This is a genomic window from Nonomuraea sp. NPDC003214 (assembly GCF_053590035.1).
In genome coordinates, this window is the sequence record NZ_JBSFSX010000004.1 from 477,796 (window position 1) to 497,213 (window position 19,418).

Below are 19,418 nucleotides of genomic sequence, written 5' to 3' on the forward strand. Positions count from 1 at the left end.
CATGGGGCGGGCCCTGCTCACGGTGAGCGCGCACGAGCTGCGCACCAGGCTGCGCGACGGCACCGCGATCGTCATCGCGCTGATCGTCCCCGTCACGCTGGCCACGCTGTTCGGGCTGGCGCTCGGCGGCGACGACCCGCCGCTGCGCGCCACCATCGGCCTGGTCGACCTGGACGGCGGCGAGTTCCCGGCGAGCGTGCGCCGCGAGGTGGCGGGCGCCGAGGAGCTGAAGGGCAGCGTGACGCTGCGCGACCTGCCGGACGGCGGGGAGGCGCGGCGGGCGCTCGACGCGGGCGAGATCGGCGCGGCCATCGTCTTCCCCGCAGGGTTCAGCGCCCGCGTCGGCGCGGGGGAGGGCGGCGACGTCACCGTCCTCACCTCGGCCGGATCGCCGCTGGCCGGCGTGGTCGCGGGCGCGGTCGTGGACCGCATCTCCGCCGTCGTGGACGCCAGGACTCTGGCCGTGCGGGCCGCGCTGCTCGCCGGGGTGCCCGGCGACGAGGTCAAGGAGCTGGTCGAGCGCAACGGCGCCGCCGGTCCCGCGCTCGCGCTCACCGGCGACCCGCTGGCCGGCGGCAAGGTGGACCTGGCCGTCTACTACGGCTCCGGCATGGCGGCGCTGTTCGCCTTCTTCGTCGTCGGCGCGTCCTTCCGCAGCCTGCTCACCGAGCGCAAGCTCGGCACCCTCGACCGGATGCGCGCCGGGCCGCTCGCCGCCTGGGTGCCGGTCGCCGGGAAGGCCGTCGTCGGGTTCGGGCTGGCGATGGTCAGCGTCTGCGCCACCTGGGCGTCCGGCACGCTCATCTTCGGCTCCTCCTGGGGCGACCCGCTCGCCGTGCTGACCGTGCTGACCGCGCACGTGCTCGCCGCCGCCGCGATCACCATGCTGGTCGCCGCCCGGGTCAGGACCGACGCCCAGGCCGACGGGGTGATCATGGTGATCTCGTTCGTGGCGGCGTTCCTCGGCGGCAGCCTCGTACCCCTGCACAGCCTGCCCGGCCCGCTGCAGACGGCGGCGCTGCTCACCCCCAACGGCTGGACCGCCACGGCGCTGGCCGAGCTCGCCGGGTCCGGCGCGGGCGTGGCCGCCGTCGCGGGCCCCGTCGCCGTCCTGCTGGCGATCGCGCTCGTCGCGGGCGGCCTGGCCGTCCTCGGCCTCAGGAAGGGGATGCTGCTGTGACGCCCGCGCAGGCACCGCACCGGCCCAGGCCGGTGGCCGCGCTCGTGGCCGCCAACCTGCGCAGGCACGCCCGCGACCGCACCGGCCTGTTCTTCATGGTGATCATGCCGTTCGTGTCGATCCTGTTCGTCGGCATGGCGTTCGGCGGCGGCGCCTCCGGCAAGCTGCCGGTCGGCGTCGTCGCCGAAGGCTCCGACCCCGTCACCGCCGCCCTGCTCGCCGAGCTGCGCGCGCACGCCGACCTGGACGTGCGCGCCATGACGGAGACGGACGACGTACGCTCGGCCGTGCGGTCGGGGGAGCTGGCCGCCGGTCTGATCATCGGGCCCGGCGCCGGCCGCCTTGACCTCGTCATGACCCAGGCCAACGGCAGCGGCCTGGCCGCCCGCGGCGCCGTCGACGGCGCGGTCGCCAAGGTCGCCGCCGTCCTGGAGGCCACCCGCGCCGTCAGGGCCGCGGGCGCCACCGCCGAGGAGGCCGCCGCCCACGTACGCCGGGCGCAGGCCGAGTCGGGGCGCGTCGGCGTGACCGGCACCGCCACCGGCAGCGGCGACCCGGGCGGCTTCGCCTACACCGCCCCGGCCAACCTGCTGCTGTTCACGTTCATCAACTCGATGGCCGTGGCCGCCGCGCTCGTGGAGAGTCGCCGGCTCGGCATGCTGCAGCGGGCGCTCACCGCGCCCGTGACCCGCAGGTCGGTGCTGCTCGGCGAGGCCGTCAGCCGCCTGATCGTCGCGCTCGCGCAGGCGGCGCTCATCGTCGTGGTCAGCGCGCTGCTGTTCGGCGTCTCGTGGGGCGACCCGGTAGGCGTGGCGGCCGTCGTGGGCGTGTTCGCGCTCGTCGCCACCGGCGCCGCGATCCTCACCGGCACCCTGCTCAGCTCGCCCGACCAGGCCCCCGCGATCGGCCCGCCGCTCGGCGTCGTCCTCGGGATGCTCGGCGGCTGCCTGTGGCCGCGCGAGTCCTCGCCGGACGTGCTCAACGCGATCGGCCACCTGTTCCCGCACGCCTGGGGCATGGACGCGCTGCTGCGGCTCGCCGAGCCCGGCACCGGCCTCGGCGCGGTGCTGCCGCAGCTCGGCGTGCTCGCCGGGATGGCGGCCCTCCTGCTGTCCGCCTCACTTGTCCTGTTCAGCCGCCGCACGCCGGCGTGAGAGAAGGAGTGACGACCATGTCCATGACAGCGCTGTTCACCGGCAGGTCCGCCTCCGACGGCGGGCACGAGACCGACGTCTACCACTACGCGGCCCGCAAGGGGGCCATCGAGGCCGTCGACGTGGCCGCCGCCGACCTGGGCATCGACGTCCACCTGGTCAGCCAGGCCGTCCAGCACCTGGTGGAGAACCGGCTGCTGCGCGCCGACGCCGCCACCATCGGCCGGTACGTGCCCGTCGACCCCGATCTCGCGGTCGCCTCGCTGGTCTCCTCCGTCGAGCGGGAGATCTACCGGCGGCGCGAGCTCATCGACCAGATCCGCGAGGGCGTCGGCTTCCTCGGCGGCGACGCCGCCCGCAGCACCGTGGACTACCTCGTCGGCGACCTGGAGGTGCGCGGCTTCCTCAAGACGGCCGGCGACGCCTGCCGGGACGAGCTGCTCGTGCTCCAGGCCGGGATCGGCGAGGCGGGCGACCTGTCGCAGATGTACCTCGTGCTGGTCGCCAGGGGCGTGACCGTGCGCGTCATCTGCCAGCACCGCAGCCGCGCCGACGTGGCCACCCGGCTGGCGATGAAGCGGCTCACGGACGCCGGGGTCGAGGTCTACACCGTCAGCAACGTGCCCCGCTCGGCGATCGTCTTCGACCGCTCCCTCGTCGCCCTGTTCGGCGACGGCGACGGCGACGTGTCCCTGGCCCGGGTGCGCAACCAGGGGATCGCCCGGTTCTTCCTCGACATGTTCAACCACCTGTGGGAGAGCGCGACCCCGCTGGAGGGCGTCGAGTTCGGCTACGGCACCGTCGCCGACGACCTCCAGCAGTCCATCGCCGCCCTCATGGCCAAGGGCTACACCGACGAGGTGGTGGCCAGGAAGCTCGGCATGTCGGTGCGCAGCTGCCGCCGCCACATCGCCACGCTCATGCGCGACCTGGACGCCACCAGCCGCTTCCAGGCAGGGGTGGAAGCGGCCAGGAAGTTCCTCAAGACGGGCTGAGGGGGGCCTGAGCGCCCGTGGCGACGACCACGCCGGCCAGGTCGCGGGCCCGCTCCACGACCAGGTCGAGCCCGAGCACCAGATCCTCGAACGGCATCCGGGCGTCCAGGCAGATCCGGACCGTGCTGTTGGCGTCCTCCGCGTCCAGGCCGATCGCCGTCAGCACGTGCGAGGGCTCCTGCGACCCGGAGTTGCACGCCGACCCGGTGGCCAGCGCCACCGACGACAGGCTCGACACCAGGCTCTCCCCGCGCACGCCGGGCAGCACCACGCTGAGCACGTGCGGCACGCCGTGGCGCGGGTCGCCGTTGACCCGCACGCCCGGCAGCCCCGCCCGCAGCATGTCCAGCGCGGTCGCGCGCAGCTCGGCGGCCCGCGCCCGCTCGGCCTCCAGCCGGGCCAGCGCCAGCTCGCACGCCTTGCCCAGCCCCACCACCAGGTGCGCCGGGATCGTCCCGCTGCGCAGCTCGTACTGGCCGCCGCCGAACATCACCGGCCGCAGCCGGTGCCGGATCTCCGGCCGCACGTACAGCGCGCCGACGCCCTTCGGGCCGCGGATCTTGTGCCCGGAGATCGACAGCGTGTCGGCCGCCGCCTCCCGCACCCGCAACGGGATCCGCCCGGCCGCCTGCGCCGCGTCCACGTGCAGCAGCGCGCCCGCCTCGTGGCAGAGCGCGGCCAGCTCCGCCACCGGCTGCACGGTGCCGATCTCGCTGTTGACCCACGCGGCGGTCGCCACCCGCGAGTGCAGGTCGAGCCGCCCGGCCAGGTGCTCCAGGTCGATCCGGCCGTCCGGGCCGACCCGCATCATCCGCACGTCCACGCCGCGCCCGGCCAGCGCCCGGCCGATCGCCAGCGACGACTTGTGGTCCGTCGGGCAGAACAGCCCGTTGACGGGCGCCCGGTCGTCGTGGCCGAACATGCCGAGCAGCGCCAGGTTGTTGCTCTCGGTCGCGCCCGAGGTGAACACCACGTCGCCAGGGTCGGCGCCCAGGAGCGCCGCCACCGACGCGGCCGCCTCGTCCACCGCCCGCCTGGCCCGCTTGCCCAGCACGTGCGGGGACGACGGGTTGCCGTACTCCTCGCGCAGGAACGGCAGCATCGCGTCCAGGACCTCGTCGTCCACCCGCGTCGTCGCGCAGCCGTCCAGATAGATGACCTTCATGGCGTCAGCTCCCGAACGTGCTGACGGTGACGAGCTTGCCGTAGATCTCCTCGGCGGACATCTCGCCGCTGCCGCCCGGATCGGCGATCACCACCCGCATGCCCGGCAGCTCGTACAGGTTGAGCGCGATGTCCACGCCCGTCTGCACGGGCATCAGGCACTCGCCCGGCGCGAAGATCAGAATGGCCCGGTAGCCCGCCCGGTACACCTCGGAGACCATCTCGGTGATCTCGCCGGCGCAGCCGGTGATGCCGCAGCTGATGAGCGTGCGGTAGTTGCCGTCGGCGTCGAGGAAGGCCACCTCGCTGTCGCCGCTCCCCGAGTCGAGGTAGCGCTTCTCCAGCCGGCCCTGCTTGACCAGCCGGTCGGCGGCCTTCTGGAAGCGGTACTTCAGCCACGTCTCCGGGAACGCCAGCGGGTGCTTCCTGCTCGGCAGCACGTCCTCGGCCGACAGCCCGGCCTCGCGCAGGATCTTCTCGTACGAGCCGGGCAGCTCGGCGAAGCCGGCGAAGAACTCCGCGCGCAGCTCGGAGGCCGGGCGGTCCGCCGACGGCACGTACTGCCAGTCGTTGACGAGCAGCAGCAGCCGGGTGTCGACGCCGGCGGCGGCGTAGTCGCGCAGCAGCCCGGCCGACAGCTCCCAGGTGTAGCCGGGGAAGATGCCGACGCGGCCGGCGATCCGGCGGCGCATCGTCTCGTCCGCCTGCTCCTCGATGACGCCCGGGACGAGCCGCCCCGACGCCGCGTCCTCGAACAGCATGAAGTGGCCGCCCATGACGACCAGGTTGGCGAGGTCCTCGCCGGGCAGTTCGCGTGCTATCGCGTCGCGGAGCTCCCGCTCCGAGGCGACCAGGCGCTGTGACCTGGTCACCTGGCCGGTGGATGCGTGGTTCATGGTCTCACTCCGAGTGTGCCTGGTTCTGGTGAAGGCGCCCCTGGGCCAGCCGGGAGGCCAGCGCGCCCAGCGGTGCGGGCCCGGCGAGCTGGTTGAGGGTCAGACCCTCCCAGCCGCGCCGCGCGAGCTCGGCCAGCACCTGCGGGATGCGCAGGGCCTGGCCTCCGGCGAGGGTGTAGCTGTCGGAGAGATCGAGGGGGCCGAGGCCGTGCGCCTCCCGCACGGCGTCGGCCAGGGCGCGGGCGGCGGGGCCGGCGTGACCGTCCCACGTCTCCAGCGGGACGGGGCCGGGCGGCGCGCCCGCCGGGGCGAACCCGGCGATCCTGGCCGCCTCGCCGAGCGTCGGACCGGGCGCGCCCTCCTGCGACGTGCGGGCGTCGCAGGCGAGGACCAGCGCCTCCATGCCGCGCAGGAACCGCTCGACGTCGCCGGCGTCCATGACGGACGAGGCGGCGTGCAGCGACAGGGCGACCGCGTCGCGCCACTCGTCCACCCGCAGGTACGTGTCGTCGCCGTGGTGCGCCCACGCCCACGGCACCGGGTTCCAGGTGAAGGCGGTGCGGCGGCCGCCGTACTCGCGGGTGCGCTGCTTGATGAAGTTGATCTCCGAGCCGAGCCGTACGGCGGCGCCGCGCCGCGACCCCTCCCGCGACACCATCTCCACGACCTTGTCGTAGGGCACGTACGCGTGCTCCCCGGCCCGCCCGTACGCGGCGGCCACCCGGCGCAGCAGCTCGCCGAACGAGGGGTCGCCCGCGCAGCTCACCCGCACCAGCATCGGCGAGAACATGCACGTCAGCACGTCGGGGCACGGGTGCGACTCGCGGTTGCTGACGAACGCCAGGTGCGCCACGTCGGCGCGCCCGGTGTAGAGGGCCGCCATCGCCGTGTAGGCGGCCACGTGCACCAGCGACGGCCACACGCCGTGCCGGGCGGCGATCCGCCGCGACGCCGCCAGCATGGGCGGCGAGATCAGCGTCGCGTGCCCGGCCGGAGGGCCGTCGGCCCGCTCGGTCCGGCGCGCCGCGAAGGGGTCGGCCGGCAGCGCGCCGACCTCCTCCTGCCAGTACGCCATCGCGCGCGACGCCACGATGGCCGCGTCCGCCGACGCCTCGTGCCGGGCCAGGTCGGCGGGCTGGTGGCGGACCGGCGGCAGCGTGGCCGGACGGCGGGCGACGACGCCCGCGCTCTGCGTGCGCAGCTCCCGCTTGATCTCCCCGAGCGTCCACATGTCGACCGCCAGGTGGTTGAACACCAGCACGCACTGCCGCGGCGCCCCGCCGGAGGTGATCAGGCACGCCCGCACCGGCCACTCCCCGGCCAGGTCGAACGGGCGCGTGCTGAGCTCCTCGACCACCTCGGCGGGCGTGGCGCCGCCGTCGCGCTCGGCGGTCACCACCGTGACGGGCAGCGGCGCGGGCGGACACACCCGCTGCTCCGGCCCCGGGCCGAAGGTCGTGCGCAGGATCTCGTGCCGCCGCGTCAGGTACGTGAGCATCGCCCGGCAGGCGGCGACCGTCAGCCCCGCGGGCAGGTCGAACCGCAGCACCACGTGCGTCTCGTGCTGGTGGCCGGGCGGCAGCTGGTGGACCCGCAGCCACATGTAGCGCTGCCCCCAGCACAGGCTCGCGGATTTCATTTTCTCCCACCCCCGGCGGTCGGCGGACACATTCGAGGATCGGCTTTTCAGGACAGCCGGCACAACCGCTGTTCAATGGCAGGTTCCGGCCGTGGGAAACGGCCAGGAGCGCCATTGTTGACCGATGATCCGCCGTTCGGCAGCCTGAATATTCACCACTGGATTGGGGGTAACGCGATGCTGGAAATTCCGGACCGGTTCCAGAGCATTCTGCGCGCGCATCTGCCGTACGCGGAGTCGGCCGGGCTCACCGCCCGCGACGAGCTGTCGGCGCTCGGTCTCGACTCGATGGGCGTGGTGCGGCTGATGGTCGACATCGAGAACGGCTACGCGGTCGAGCTGCCCGACGAGCTCCTGGACGAGTCCACGTTCGCGACCGTCGGCTCGCTGTGGCTGGCGCTGTCCACGCTGATGACGACCCGCCCGGACCGCCCCAGGCCGTTCTGAGCGGCCGTTCTGAGCGGGGCCGTCCCGCAGCCGTCACCCGCGCAGGACCGCCGCCACGGCCCGGCGGTCCACCTTCCCGTTGGCGTTGAGCGGCAGCTCCGCCACCGGCGTGACCGAGCGCGGCACCATGTAGCCGGGCAGCACCTGCGTGACCCCCTTGACCAGCGCCACCGGGTCCAGCACCGCCCCGTCGAGCCCGGTGCAGGCGGCGGCCAGCTCCGGCTCGCCGTCCGGGCCGGGCAGCGCCAGCACGACCGCCTCCTGCACGCCCGGCTGCCCGCGCAGCGCGCACTCCACCTCGCCCAGCTCCACCCGGTGACCGGAGATCTTCACCTGCTGGTCCAGCCGGCCCAGGTGCACCAGCACCCCGTCACGCCAGGACACCCGGTCCCCGGTGCGGTACCACAGCTCCGGCGCCGCCGTCGCGCCCGTCTCCGCGCCGGTCGCGACCCGCCCGTCGAACGCGGCGAACCGGCCCGCGTTCACCGCCGGATCGGTGTAGCCGGGGAAGCGCTGCACGCCGCGCAGGCACAGCTCGCCCTCCTCGGCCGGCCGCCCGTCGCCGTCGATCACCAGGTGCTCCACGCCCGGGTACGGCAGGCCGATCGGCACCGTCCCGTTGGCCGTCGCGGGCCAGCGCGCAGAGTCGGCGGGCAGGCGGTACTCGGTGCAGCTCAGCGTCAGCTCCGTCGGCCCGTACACGTTCTCCAGGACGCTGTCCGGCGCCGCCGCCCGCCACGCCTCCGCCTGCCGCAGCGTCAGCGGCTCCCCGCAGAACAGGCTCCACCGCAGCGACGGCATCGACCCCGGCGCCAGCCGGCGCAGCCGCATCGCCACCGACACCACCGACGGCACCGAGAACCAGTGGGTCAGCCGCTCCCGGGAGACGAACGCGACGGGCTTGAGCAGGTCGTAGCGGCCCGGCACGACCAGCGTCGCGCCGCTGCCCCAGGTGGCGAACAGGTCGAACACCGACAGGTCGAACGTCAGGTCGAAGGTCTGCGACACCCTGCACCCGGGCCCGAGCCCGTACCGGGGGATCACGTGCCGCAGGTAGGCGTCCACGCTGCGGTGACGGATCGGCACGCCCTTCGGCGTCCCCGTCGAGCCCGAGGTGAACAGCACGTAGGCGACGTCGTCGGCCCGCGCCCGCGCGGACGGCGCGGGGCCCGACGGGTGCGGCTGCCCGGCGCCGGCCCGCACCACGCGGACGCCGTCCGGCAGTCCGGGCGGCTCCAGGCCCGCGTCCGACAGCACCGCGCCGAGCCCGGCGGACGCGGCCACCAGCCGGTTGCGGGCGGGCGGCGCGGCCGGGCTCAGGGGTACGGCCGCCGCGCCGAGCCGCTGGATCGCCAGGTACCCGGCGTAGGCCAGCGGGCCGCGGCCCGCGTGCAGCCCCACCCGCGACGGCGGCCCGTCGCAGGCGCCGGCGATCAGCGCCGCCAGCCGCCCGGACAGCGCCTCCAGCTCGGCGTACGTCCAGCGCTCGCCGCCGGTCTCCAGGGCGACCCGGTCGCCGTGACGCGCCGCCGACGCGGCGAACCACTGGTGGAGGGTGCGTGCCATGGCCTCTCCCTCGATGACGGCCCGCTACCGGGACGACCCGGCCGGGCCGGGCGGGCTGGGCGGGTTCGCCGGGAACAGCGCCAGGGGAAGTTCGGCGCCCGCGCTCCACAGGTCCTTCAGCGCCCGGTCCGGCTCCGTCAGCGCGAGCTGGATCCCCATCGGGATCGTCCGCATGAGGTCCGTCATCGCCTCGGCCGGCAGCACGTCGGGGTCGCCCAGCATGAGCACGCCGGTGCGCCCGCCCCGCACCTCGACCCGCACCCGGAACGCCTGCCCGTACGGCTGGGCGACGGGCGTCCAGGCCAGCTCGGCCGGCGTCTGGTCGGCCGGGTCGCTCGGCCGCCGGTCCACCTGCACGTAGTTGAACCAGGCGCGGAAGAAGTGGTTGACCCAGCAGCCGTGCTCCGGCGCGGGCCCGGCCACCTCGGTAACGCGGTCGAAGTCGTAGCTGCCGTGCCGGTAGGCCCTGGCCCCCGCCCAGTGCAGCCGCTTGATGTGCTGGGCGAGCGTGGCCCGCCGGTCCACCTCGGTCACGACGGGGACGAGCTGGTTCATGGTGCCGATGAGGTGCTGGTCCTCCGGGGCGAACCGGTTGGACGACATCAGGCTCATCGTCACCCGGTCGGTGCCCAGGTGCCGGGCCAGCCCGGCGGCGACGAACGCCATCACCACCGCCGGCGCGGTCACGCCGTGCCTGCGCGCGGCCTCCGCCGCCAGGCCGCCCAGCCGTCGCGAGTGCAGCGTCAGCTCCAGCCGCTCGCGCTTGACCCGCGCGGGCAGCGTCGGCAGCTCGTCCGTCAGCCCCTCGGCCAGCACCGACCGCCAGTAGCGCTCGGCGCCCTCCTGGCGGGGCCGCCAGGCGTCCGCGCGCTGCCGCCGCGCCACCTCGCGCGGCGGCGGTCCCGCGGGCGCCGGGCGGGCGCCCGACGTGAGCGCCTTGAACTCGTCCTGGAGGTGGTGGATCGACCACAGGTCCACGATCAGATGGGAGAACACCAGCGTCAGGTACACCGGGGCGCCGCGCGAGCACACCAGCCGGCCCCGCCAGTTGAGGTCGTCCGCCATCGCGAACGGCACCGCCACCAGCTCCGCCTTGGTCCGCTCGTGCTCGGCCGGGTCGGTCACCACCCGGTCCACCCGCTCGATCGGCAGCGCCACGCTCTCGTGCACGCGCTGCACCGGCGTGCCGCCGCCCGGGTCGTACGTGGTCCGCAGGGCCTCGTGCCGGGCGACGAGCCGCTCCAGCGCGGCGGTCACCTGGCCGATGGACAGGCCGCGCAGGTCCCAGGTGGCGGGCAGGTTCGCCTCGGCCAGCCAGTCCTCCGGATACCGCTCGATCTCCCGCCAGCTGAACAACTGGCCGTGGCTGAGCGGAGACTCGACGGGCATGCGCCCTCCTCCCGCGGCTTCGTCCGTCCGTCATTCATCCCCGACCGCCGCCGCCCGGGTCAAGGGGCCGGACGGCCGGCGGCGATGGCAACAAATGGCGGCAACAAGGTGCCGCCTGCGACCTGTGCCCCCGGTCCGAACCGCCAATTAGGGTCTCACTCACTATGCAATGGCCGCGAACTCGTCCGGCTGTCGGTAAATGCTTCACAGCCGTTCGGATAAACGGCGTCAATTGGACGCCCGAGGCTTTGGGGTGGCGCATTGATGGGTGAGTCGGGACAGCGGAGCGAGCCGGACGCCATCGCCGTCATCGGCATGGCGTGCAGACTGCCGCGGGCAACGAATCCGGACAGTTTCTGGAAACTCCTGCGCGATGGCGAGGACGCGGTCACGGACGCGCCCGAAGGCCGATGGCCCGAGGCGGCCGAGTACCGGCGGGGCGGGTTCCTCGACGACGTCGACGGCTTCGACGCCGCCTTCTTCGGCATCTCGCCGAACGAGGCGGCCGCGATGGACCCGCACCAGCGGCTGGCGCTCGAACTCGGCTGGGAAGCCCTCGAGCACGCCCGCGTCGTGCCCGCCACGCTGCGCGGCAGCGCCGCCGGCGTCTTCCTCGGCGCGATCTCCCAGGACTACGCCGCCCTGCGCGACCGGGCGCCCGGCCCCGGCCGCCACGCCTACACGGGCGTCAACCGGGCGCTGATCGCCAACCGGATCTCGTACGCGCTCGGGCTGCGCGGCCCCAGCCTCACCCTCGACACCGGCCAGTCGTCGTCGCTCGTCGCGGTCCAGATGGCCGCGGCCAGCCTGCGGCGCGGCGAGAGCGACGTGGCGCTCGCCGGCGGCGTCAACCTGAACCTGCTCGGCGAGACCACCGCCGCCATCGGCGCGTTCGGCGCGCTGTCCCCCGACGGCCGCTGCCACGTCTTCGACGAGCGGGCCAACGGGTACGTGCGCGGCGAGGGCGGCGCCGTCGTCGTGCTCAAGCGGCTCGCCGACGCGCTGGCCGACGGCGACCGGGTGCACGCGGTGATCCTCGGCGGGGCCGTCAACAACGACGGCGGCGGCGAAGGGCTGACCGTGCCCAGCGCCCGGGCCCAGGAGGAGGTCATCAGGCTCGCCTGCGCCGAGGCCGGGGTGACGCCCGGCGAGGTGCGTTACGTCGAGCTGCACGGCACCGGCACCAAGGCCGGTGACCCGGTGGAGGCCGCCGCGCTCGGCGCCGCCTACGGGACCGGGCGCGCCGAGCCGCTGCTGGTCGGGTCCGTCAAGACGAACATCGGCCACCTGGAGGGCGCGGCGGGCATCGCCGGGCTGCTCAAGGTCGTGCTGGCCGTCAAGCACCGCGAACTGCCCGCCAGCCTGCACTTCCGCACGCCGCCCGCCGCCATCCCCCTGGACGCGCTGCGCCTGAGCGTCGTCGCCGAGACCCGCCCCTGGCCGGACGGCGGCCGCCTGCTCGCGGGCGTCAGTTCGTTCGGCATGGGCGGCACCAACTGCCACCTCATCCTCGCCGAGCCCCCGCCGCCCGCCCCCGGCGCGGCGGCACCCGCCGAAGCCGAAAGCGAAGCCGGGGCCGGGGCCGTCACGGGAGCGGGCGATCAGGCTCCGTGGGTGCTGTCCGGGCGAGCGGAGGGGGCCGTGCGTGAGCAGGCCGCCCGGCTGGCCGCGCTCGCCGCGGACCCCGCCGCCGCGCCGGTGGACGTGGCGCTCAGCCTCGCCGCTACCAGGACGCCGTTCGAGCGGCGCGCCGTCGTCCTCGCCACCGGCCGCGAAGCCCGGCGGGACGCGCTCGCCGCCCTGGCCGAGGGACGTCCCCACGACTCCGTCGTCACCGGCGCCGCCGTGCCCGGCGGGTGCGCGTTCGTCTTCCCCGGCCAGGGCTCCCAGTGGCCCGGGATGGCGCGCGAGCTGATCGACGCCTCCCCGGTGTTCGCCGCCCGCCTCGCCGAGTGCGCCGACGCCCTCGCGCCCTTCGTCCCGTACGCGCTGATGGACGTCCTGCGCGAGCGCCCCGGCGCGCCCGGCCTGGACCGCGTCGACGTCGTGCAGCCCGCGCTGTGGGCGGTCATGGTCGCGCTGGCCGGGACGTGGCGCGCCCACGGCGTGCACCCCGCCGCCGTCGTGGGCCACTCGCAGGGCGAGATCGCCGCCGCCGCCGTCGCCGGGGCGCTCACGCTGGGCGACGCCGCCAGGGTCGTCGCCCTGCGCAGCCGCGCCATCGCCGGCATCACCGGCAAGGGCGGCATGATGTCGGTCGCCGCCCCGCTGGACGTGGTCGAGCCCGTGCTGCCCGACGGTGTCTCCGTCGCCGCCTACAACGGGCCGCGCTCGCTGGTCGTCTCCGGCCCCCGCGAGGCGCTGGCCGAGCTCGCCACCCGGCTGCCCGGGCACCGCACCAAGATCATTCCGGTCGACTACGCCTCCCACTCGCCCGAGGTCGAGGCGGTGCGCGAGGACGTGCTGGCCGCGCTCGCCCCGATCCGGCCGGTGAGTGTGGAGACGACGTTCGTCTCGACGCTCACGGGCGAGCCGATGGACGCCGCCGGGCTCGACGCCGCCTACTGGTACCGCAGCCTGCGCCGCCCCGTCCGCTTCGGCCAGGCGGTGCGCGCCGCCCTGGAGGAGTGCGGGCTGTTCGTCGAGTGCAGCCCGCACCCGGTGCTGGTCACCGGCGTGGAGGAGACGGCCGAGGACGCGGGCCGCGACGTCGCCGTGACCGGCACCCTGCGCCGCGGCGAGGGCGGCGCCGAACGGCTGACCCGGTCGCTGGCCCAGGCGTACGCGCAGGGCGCACCGGTGGACTGGGCCCGCCTCTGCCCCGGCGGACGCCCGATCGACCTGCCCACGTACCCGTTCCAGCACCTGACCCACGGCGCCTCCGCCACGCCCCGCCGCACCGCGCCGGCGACGCCGGTCCCGCTGGACGCGGAGCCGCAGGAGGCGGCGCCGCGCGGCGGGACGTCGCGCGCCGAGGTGCGCGAGCTGGTGCTGGACACGACGGCGCGGCTGCTCGGCTACGGCGAGGCGGCGGCGGTCGAGCCCGGCCGCACGTTCAAGGACCTCGGCATGGAGTCCGCCACCGCCGTCGAGCTGCGCGACAAGCTGCGCTCGGCCACCGGGCTGCGGCTGCCCGCCGGGCTGCTGTACGACCACCCCACGCCCGACCGGCTGACCGCCTTCCTGCACGGACTGCTCACCGGAGCGGAGCCGGAGCCCGCCACCGCCGCCGCCGTCACCCCGGCGCGGGCCGACGACGACCCGATCGCGATCGTCGGCATGGGCTGCCGCTACCCCGGCGAGGTCGCCTCGCCCGAGGACCTGTGGCGGCTCGTCAGCACCGGCTCCGACGCCATCACCGAGTTCCCCGCCAACCGGGGCTGGGACTTCGGCACCCTGTTCGGCTCGGGCGGCTCCGGCACCAGCGACACCAGGCACGGCGGGTTCCTGCACGACGCCGACCGGTTCGACGCCGCGTTCTTCGGGATCAGCCCGCGCGAGGCCACCGCCATGGACCCGCAGCAGCGCCTCCTCCTGGAGATCTGCTGGGAGGCCGTCGAAGGCGCCGGCATCGACCCGGCGGCGCTGCGCGGCTCCCCGACCGGCGTGTACGTCGGCGCGATGGCCCCCGACTACGGGCCCCGCCTGCACCAGCCGGACGGCGCCTCCGACGGCCACCTGCTGACCGGCACCGCGCTCAGCGTCGTCTCCGGCCGCATCGCCTACACGCTCGGCCTGCGCGGCCCCGCGATCACCACCGACACGGCCTGCTCCTCCTCGCTCGTCTCGATCATCCTGGCGATGCGGGCGCTGCGGCGCGGCGAATGCGCGCTGGCGCTGGCGGGCGGCGTGACCGTGATGTCGACGCCCGGCATGTTCGTCGAGTTCAGCAGGCAGGGCGGGCTGGCCCGCGACGGGCGGTGCAAGGCGTTCTCCGCGCAGGCCGACGGCACCGGCTGGGCCGAGGGCGCCGGCATGCTCGTGCTCGAACGCCTCTCCGACGCCCGCCGCCACGGCCACCGCGTCCTCGGCGTCCTGCGCGGCGGCGCCGTCAACCAGGACGGCGCCAGCAACGGGCTCACCGCCCCCAGCGGGCAGGCCCAGCGCGAGGTCATCAGGCAGGCGCTCGCCGACGCCCGGCTCACCGCCGCCGACGTCGACGCCGTGGAGGCGCACGGCACCGGCACCCGGCTCGGCGACCCCATCGAGGCCGACTCGGTCATCGCCGTCTACGGCGAGGGCCGCGACCCCGCCCGGCCGGTCTGGCTCGGGTCGCTCAAGTCCAACATCGGCCACACCCAGGCCGCCGCCGGCGTCGCCGGGGTGATCAAGATGGTGAAGGCGCTGGAGCACCGGACCCTGCCGCCCACCCTGCACGCCGCCGACCCGACGCCGCACGTCGACTGGGCCTCGGCCGGGGTCAGCCTGCTCACCGAGCCGGTCGAGCTCACGGGGGACCGGCCGCCCCGGGCCGGGGTCTCCAGCTTCGGCATCAGCGGCACGAACGCGCACGTCATCGTGGAAGCCGCCCCATCGCCCGCCGAGCTCCCGTACGAGGAGCCGGTGGCCGGCACGGACGCCGGGCCGATCGTCTGGGTCGTGTCGGCCCGCACCGAGGCCGCCCTGCGCACCCAGGCCGCCCGCCTCCACACCCACGCCGAAACCCTCATCACCCAGACCCCCACCCCCGAACCCACCGCCGAGATCGCCGCCCCCACCTCCGAAGCCACCGACCCCACCGCCGGGTCGGCCGCCGCCCTCGCGGAGGCCGCCCAGCTCGCGGAGGCCGCCACCGCTGCGGAGGCCGCCGCCCTCGCGGGCGCCGTCACCCACCCGGAGGCCGCCACCTCCACGGACGTCGCCGCCCTTGCGGAGGCCGCCACTGTGGAGGCCGACGTCCCTGCGGACGCCGACGTCCCCGCTGGTGAGTCCGCCGACGCGGTCGCGGGTGGTGTGGTCGGGGTGTTGGTGGATGCGGGGCGGACGCTGGCGCGGCGGGCGGTGTTCGCGCACCGGGCCGTGGTGGTGGCCGCGGACCCGGACGAGCTGCTGGCCGGGCTCGCCGCCCTGGCCGCCGGGACGCCGCACGCCGCCGTCACCAGCGGCGTCGCGCCCGCCGAGGCCAAGCCGGTGTTCGTCTTCCCCGGCCAGGGCTCCCAGTGGGCCGGCATGGCCGTCGACCTGCTGGACGGCAGCCCCGCCTTCCGCGAGCAGGCCGCCCGCTGCGACCGCGCCCTGTTCCCGTACACCGGCTGGTCCGTCATCGACGTGCTGCGCGGACGCCCCGGCGCGCCGCCGATGGAGGGCTCCGACGTCATCCAGCCGGTGCTGTTCACGGTCATGGTCGCGCTGGCCGGGCTGTGGCGCACGCTCGGCGTCCACCCCGCCGCCGTCGTCGGCCACTCGCAGGGCGAGATCGCCGCCGCGTGCGCCGCCGGGGCGCTCTCCCTGGAGGACGCCGCCCGCGTGGTCGTGCTGCGCAGCCGGGCGCTGACGAGGCTGGGCGACAAGGGCGGCATGCTCGCCGTGTCGCTGCCCGCCGACCGCGTCGGCGAGCTGCTGGAGCCGTTCGCCGGACGACTGTGGCCGGCCGTGTTCAGCGGCCCGTCCAGCACGGTCGTGGCGGGCGACGCCGACGCGCTCGACGAGTTCGCCGCCGCCTGCGGCGACGCCGTGCAGACCCGCCGCGTCGCCATCGGCTACGCCGCCCACACCCCGCACATCGACGAGCTGCGGGAGGAGATCCTGCGCGTCCTCGACGGGGTACGGCCCCGCGACACCGAGGTGGCGTTCTGCTCCTCGTACGCGGGCGAGTTCATCGACCCGGGCCTGCTCACGGCCGAGTACTGGTTCACCGGGCTGCGCAACCCGGTCCGGTTCCAGCAGGCGATCGAGGCGGTCGCGGCGGCGGGCACGCCGGTGTTCGTCGAGGCCAGCCCGCACCCGGTGCTGACCGGCCACGTCCAGGACACGCTCGCGGCGGCCGGCGCGCCCGGCGGCGCCACGGGCACGCTGCGGCGCGGCGACGGCGGCGCGCCGAGGCTGTTCAAGGCGCTCGGCCAGGCGTGGGTGCTCGGCGCGGGCGTCGACTGGGCCGCCGCGCTCGGCACGGCCCGCCGCCACCACGAGGCCCTGCCCGGCTACCCGTTCGAGCGGGCCCGGCACTGGCTCACCGCCCCCTCGGGCGGCTCGGGGGAGCTGTTCGGCGCGCCGGGCTCCGGGCACCCGCTGCTGGGCGCCGTGCTGCCGGTGGCCGCCGACGACGGGTTCCTGCTGGCCGGGCGGCTGTCCGTGCCGGCCGTGCCGTGGCTGGCCGACCATGCGATCGACGGCGGCGTCCTGCTGCCCGGCACCGCCTTCGTCGAGCTGGCGCTGCAGGCCGCGGCCGCCGCCGGCTGCGACGCCGTCGAGGACCTGACCCTGGAGGCGCCGCTGCCGCTTCCGCCGGAGGGCGCGGCGCACGTGCAGGTCAGCGTGTCGGGGCCGGACGAGCAGGGCCGCCGCGCCCTGACCGTGCACGCCCGCCCGGCGGGCGACGCCGACGCCCCCTGGACGCGCCACGCCACCGGCCTGCTCGGCCCCGGCGCCGGGGACGCCCCCGAGTGGCTGCCCGGCTGGCCGCCCGAGGCGAGCCCGATCGGCCTGGACGGCCTCTACGAGCTGCTCGCCGAGCGCGGTTACGCGTACGGTCTCGCGTTCCAGGGGCTGCGGGCCGCCTGGCGCGACGGCGGCGACGCGTACGTGGAGGTGGCGCTGCCCGAGCAGGCGCGCGCCGACGCCGGCCGGTTCGTGCTGCATCCGGCGCTGCTGGACGCGGTGCTGCACCTGGTGGTGCTGGAGTCGGCCGACGACCCGTCGGCGCTGCTGCTGCCGTTCTCCTGGAGCGGCGTGCGCGTCACCGCGCTGGGGGCCGAGACGGTGCGCGCCCGGATCACCGACCTGGGCGACGACCGGATCGCGCTGGCGCTGTTCGACGGCACGGGCGCCCGGATCGCCGCCGCCGAGCTGGCCCTGCGCCGCCTGCCGCGCGGCGCGGCCCGGCCCGCCGCCGGGGCCGCCGGGCACACGCTGGACTGGACGCCGCTGCCCGAGCCGTCCGCGGCCGGGGCCGGTGGCTGGGCGCTCGTCGGGTACGACGAGGCCGCCGACGAGCTGGCGGCCGAGCTGGAGCGGGCGGGGATCGCCGCGCCGCGCCACTACGACCTCGCCTCGCTGGCCGGCATGAACGCGGGCGGCGTGCCCGCCACCGTGCTGGCTCCTGTCCAGGTGGACGGCGACGACCTGCCGTACTCGGCGCACGACGCGCTGCGCGAGGTCCTCGACCTGGCGCAGGGGTGGCTGGCCGACGAGCGGTTCGCCGGGTCGCGGCTGGTGTTCGCCACCCGGCCGGGCGGGCCGGGGACGGCCGCCGTCTGGGGCCTGCTGCGGTCGGCCCAGTCCGAGCATCCCGGCCGCTTCGCCCTGGCCGAGATCGGGCCAGGCTTCACCGCCTGGGAACGCCTCGCCGCCGCCGTCGCCTCCGGCGAGACCCAGCTGGCCACGGCCGACGAGCAGTTGCTGGCGCCCCGCCTGACCCGGCAGGAGCTCACCCCGGGAACATTGCCCGAAATTTCGGGACCTGTGCTGGTGACTGGTGGCACGGGTGGTCTGGGCGCGCTGGTGGCCCGCCGTCTGGTGACGGTTCACGGGGTACGGGATCTGCTGCTGGTGTCGCGGCGTGGTGAGGCCGCTCCGGGTGCCGGTGAGCTGGTGGCGGAGCTGGAGGGGCTGGGCGCCCGGGTCAGGGTCGCGGCCTGCGACGTGTCGGACCGCGACGCGCTGGCCGAGCTGCTCGCGGACGTGCCGGTGGCCGGGGTCGTCCACACGGCGGCCGTGCTCGACGACACCGTCCTGGAAGGGCTGTCCGGGGCCCGGCTCGACGCGGTGCTGGCGCCCAAGGCCGACGCGGCCTGGTACCTGCACGAGCTGACCCAGGATCGCGAGCTGTCCTTCTTCGTGCTGTTCTCGTCACTGGCCGGGGTGCTGGGGAACGCCGGTCAGGGCAACTACGCGGCGGCGAACGCGTTCCTCGACGCGCTGGCCGCCCACCGGCGGGAGCTGGGCCTGACGGCGGTGTCGATCGCCTGGGGCCTGTGGGACACCGAATCCGGCATGTCGGGCGGCCTGTCGCAGGCCGACGTGGCCAGGCTGGCCCGCGCGGGCATCGCCCCGCTCACCGTGGAGCAGGGCCTCGACCTGTTCGACACGGCCCTGACCAGCTCAGAGCCGCTGATCGTGGCCGCCCGCTGGGACACCGCCGGGCTGCGCGCCCGAGCGGAGGCGGGCGACCTGCCGCCCATGCTCCGCGGCCTCGTCCGCACCCCTCGGCGCGCGACGGCGGCGACGAGCACGGCGGCCGTCGCCGGCCCCGGCGGGCTGACCGAGCGGCTGGCCGGGATGGCCGAGGCCGACGGCCGCGCCCACCTGGTCGAGCTGGTCCGCTCGCACGTCGCCGCCGTCCTGGCCCACGGCAGCCCTGAAGACGTGGACGTCGACCGGGCCTTCAACGAGCTGGGCTTCGACTCGCTCACCGCCGTCGAACTGCGCAACCGGCTCAACGCCGACGCCGGGCTCCGGCTGCCCGCCACGCTGGTCTTCGACCACCCGACCGTCACCGCGCTGGCCGCCTACCTGTTCGGCGCGCTGGCGCCCGAGGCGCCGTCGGCCGAGGACACGCTGCGGGCCGCCGTGGACCAGGCCGAGTCGATGCTGCGGACGGCCGACGGCGAGGCGGACGCCATGCGCGGCCAGCTCGTCGCCATCCTGCAGAGCGCTCTCACGAGGATCGGGGCCACCAGCGCCGTCCCCTCCGCCGACCCCGCCGGCACCGGCGGCGCGGCGGAGATCGGCTCCGCATCGGACGAGGAGATCTTCGCCCTGATCGACAACCGGGCGATGACGTCCCCCCTGTCTATGGAAAGGCCAGAACGTGGCGAATGACGAGAAACT

Annotated in this window: 10 protein-coding genes; 5 read left to right on the forward strand and 5 right to left on the reverse strand. The window is 75.6% G+C overall.

Features of this window, described 5'->3' with window-relative positions:
- Position 1: 1 nt before the first annotated feature.
- The 3 genes from ACWDXC_RS14620 to ACWDXC_RS14630 are packed head-to-tail and all read left to right on the forward strand — an operon-like array spanning position 2 to position 3,329.
- Positions 2 to 1,180, forward strand: a complete 1,179-nt coding sequence (locus ACWDXC_RS14620; protein ID WP_357588057.1) for an ABC transporter permease — start codon at positions 2 to 4, stop codon at positions 1,178 to 1,180.
- Positions 1,177 to 2,334 carry an ABC transporter permease gene (locus tag ACWDXC_RS14625; protein ID WP_449981636.1) on the forward strand — a complete coding sequence of 386 codons (1,158 nt, stop codon included), beginning with the start codon at positions 1,177 to 1,179 and terminating at the stop codon, positions 2,332 to 2,334. Before ACWDXC_RS14620 ends, ACWDXC_RS14625 begins: the two co-directional genes overlap by 4 nt.
- A 17-nt stretch (positions 2,335 to 2,351) precedes the next feature.
- Positions 2,352 to 3,329 carry a hypothetical protein gene (locus tag ACWDXC_RS14630; protein ID WP_449981638.1) on the forward strand — a complete coding sequence of 326 codons (978 nt, stop codon included), beginning with the start codon at positions 2,352 to 2,354 and terminating at the stop codon, positions 3,327 to 3,329.
- On the opposite strand, the gene ACWDXC_RS14635 is transcribed toward ACWDXC_RS14630, so the two are convergent.
- From ACWDXC_RS14635 to ACWDXC_RS14645, 3 genes are read right to left on the reverse strand one after another with little or no spacing between them, the layout of a single operon-like run.
- The gene (locus ACWDXC_RS14635) at positions 3,316 to 4,494 is read right to left on the reverse strand and encodes a cysteine desulfurase family protein (RefSeq protein WP_449981640.1); all 1,179 of its coding nucleotides are present in this window, start codon (positions 4,492 to 4,494) and stop codon (positions 3,316 to 3,318) included. The two genes, ACWDXC_RS14630 and ACWDXC_RS14635, sit on opposite strands and share 14 nt — an antisense overlap.
- A 4-nt stretch (positions 4,495 to 4,498) precedes the next feature.
- Positions 4,499 to 5,389, reverse strand: coding sequence for an LPD16 domain-containing protein (locus ACWDXC_RS14640; RefSeq protein WP_449981642.1), 891 nt, complete (start codon positions 5,387 to 5,389; stop codon positions 4,499 to 4,501).
- A 4-nt stretch (positions 5,390 to 5,393) separates the two neighbouring features.
- Positions 5,394 to 7,028: a condensation domain-containing protein gene (locus tag ACWDXC_RS14645; RefSeq protein ID WP_449981644.1), complete on the reverse strand. Its 1,635-nt coding sequence runs from the start codon at positions 7,026 to 7,028 to the stop codon at positions 5,394 to 5,396.
- A 177-nt stretch (positions 7,029 to 7,205) separates the two neighbouring features.
- Between ACWDXC_RS14645 and ACWDXC_RS14650 the strand changes: the two genes are divergently transcribed.
- Positions 7,206 to 7,475: a phosphopantetheine-binding protein gene (locus tag ACWDXC_RS14650; RefSeq protein WP_219509639.1), complete on the forward strand. Its 270-nt coding sequence runs from the start codon at positions 7,206 to 7,208 to the stop codon at positions 7,473 to 7,475.
- Between the two features lie 33 nt (positions 7,476 to 7,508).
- On the opposite strand, the gene ACWDXC_RS14655 is transcribed toward ACWDXC_RS14650, so the two are convergent.
- Positions 7,509 to 9,041, reverse strand: a complete 1,533-nt coding sequence (locus tag ACWDXC_RS14655; protein WP_449981646.1) for an AMP-binding protein — start codon at positions 9,039 to 9,041, stop codon at positions 7,509 to 7,511.
- A 24-nt stretch (positions 9,042 to 9,065) separates the two neighbouring features.
- Complete coding sequence (locus ACWDXC_RS14660; protein WP_449981648.1) at positions 9,066 to 10,430, reverse strand: condensation domain-containing protein; 1,365 nt, start codon at positions 10,428 to 10,430, stop codon at positions 9,066 to 9,068.
- Positions 10,431 to 10,694: 264 nt separating this feature from the next.
- Here ACWDXC_RS14660 and ACWDXC_RS14665 point away from each other — a divergent pair, with 264 nt between their 5' ends.
- Complete coding sequence (locus ACWDXC_RS14665; protein WP_449981650.1) at positions 10,695 to 19,409, forward strand: type I polyketide synthase; 8,715 nt, start codon at positions 10,695 to 10,697, stop codon at positions 19,407 to 19,409.
- Positions 19,410 to 19,418 lie beyond the last annotated feature (9 nt).

Coding starts and splice junctions, on each gene's coding strand:
- ACWDXC_RS14665 (WP_449981650.1), top strand. CDS start 10,695: ATGGGTGAGTCGGGACAGCGGAGCGAGCCGGACGCCATCGCCGTCATC.
- ACWDXC_RS14655 (WP_449981646.1), bottom strand. CDS start 9,041: ATGGCACGCACCCTCCACCAGTGGTTCGCCGCGTCGGCGGCGCGTCAC.
- ACWDXC_RS14620 (WP_357588057.1), top strand. CDS start 2: ATGGGGCGGGCCCTGCTCACGGTGAGCGCGCACGAGCTGCGCACCAGG.
- ACWDXC_RS14635 (WP_449981640.1), bottom strand. CDS start 4,494: ATGAAGGTCATCTATCTGGACGGCTGCGCGACGACGCGGGTGGACGAC.
- ACWDXC_RS14660 (WP_449981648.1), bottom strand. CDS start 10,430: ATGCCCGTCGAGTCTCCGCTCAGCCACGGCCAGTTGTTCAGCTGGCGG.
- ACWDXC_RS14640 (WP_449981642.1), bottom strand. CDS start 5,389: ATGAACCACGCATCCACCGGCCAGGTGACCAGGTCACAGCGCCTGGTC.
- ACWDXC_RS14650 (WP_219509639.1), top strand. CDS start 7,206: ATGCTGGAAATTCCGGACCGGTTCCAGAGCATTCTGCGCGCGCATCTG.
- ACWDXC_RS14630 (WP_449981638.1), top strand. CDS start 2,352: ATGTCCATGACAGCGCTGTTCACCGGCAGGTCCGCCTCCGACGGCGGG.
- ACWDXC_RS14645 (WP_449981644.1), bottom strand. CDS start 7,028: ATGAAATCCGCGAGCCTGTGCTGGGGGCAGCGCTACATGTGGCTGCGG.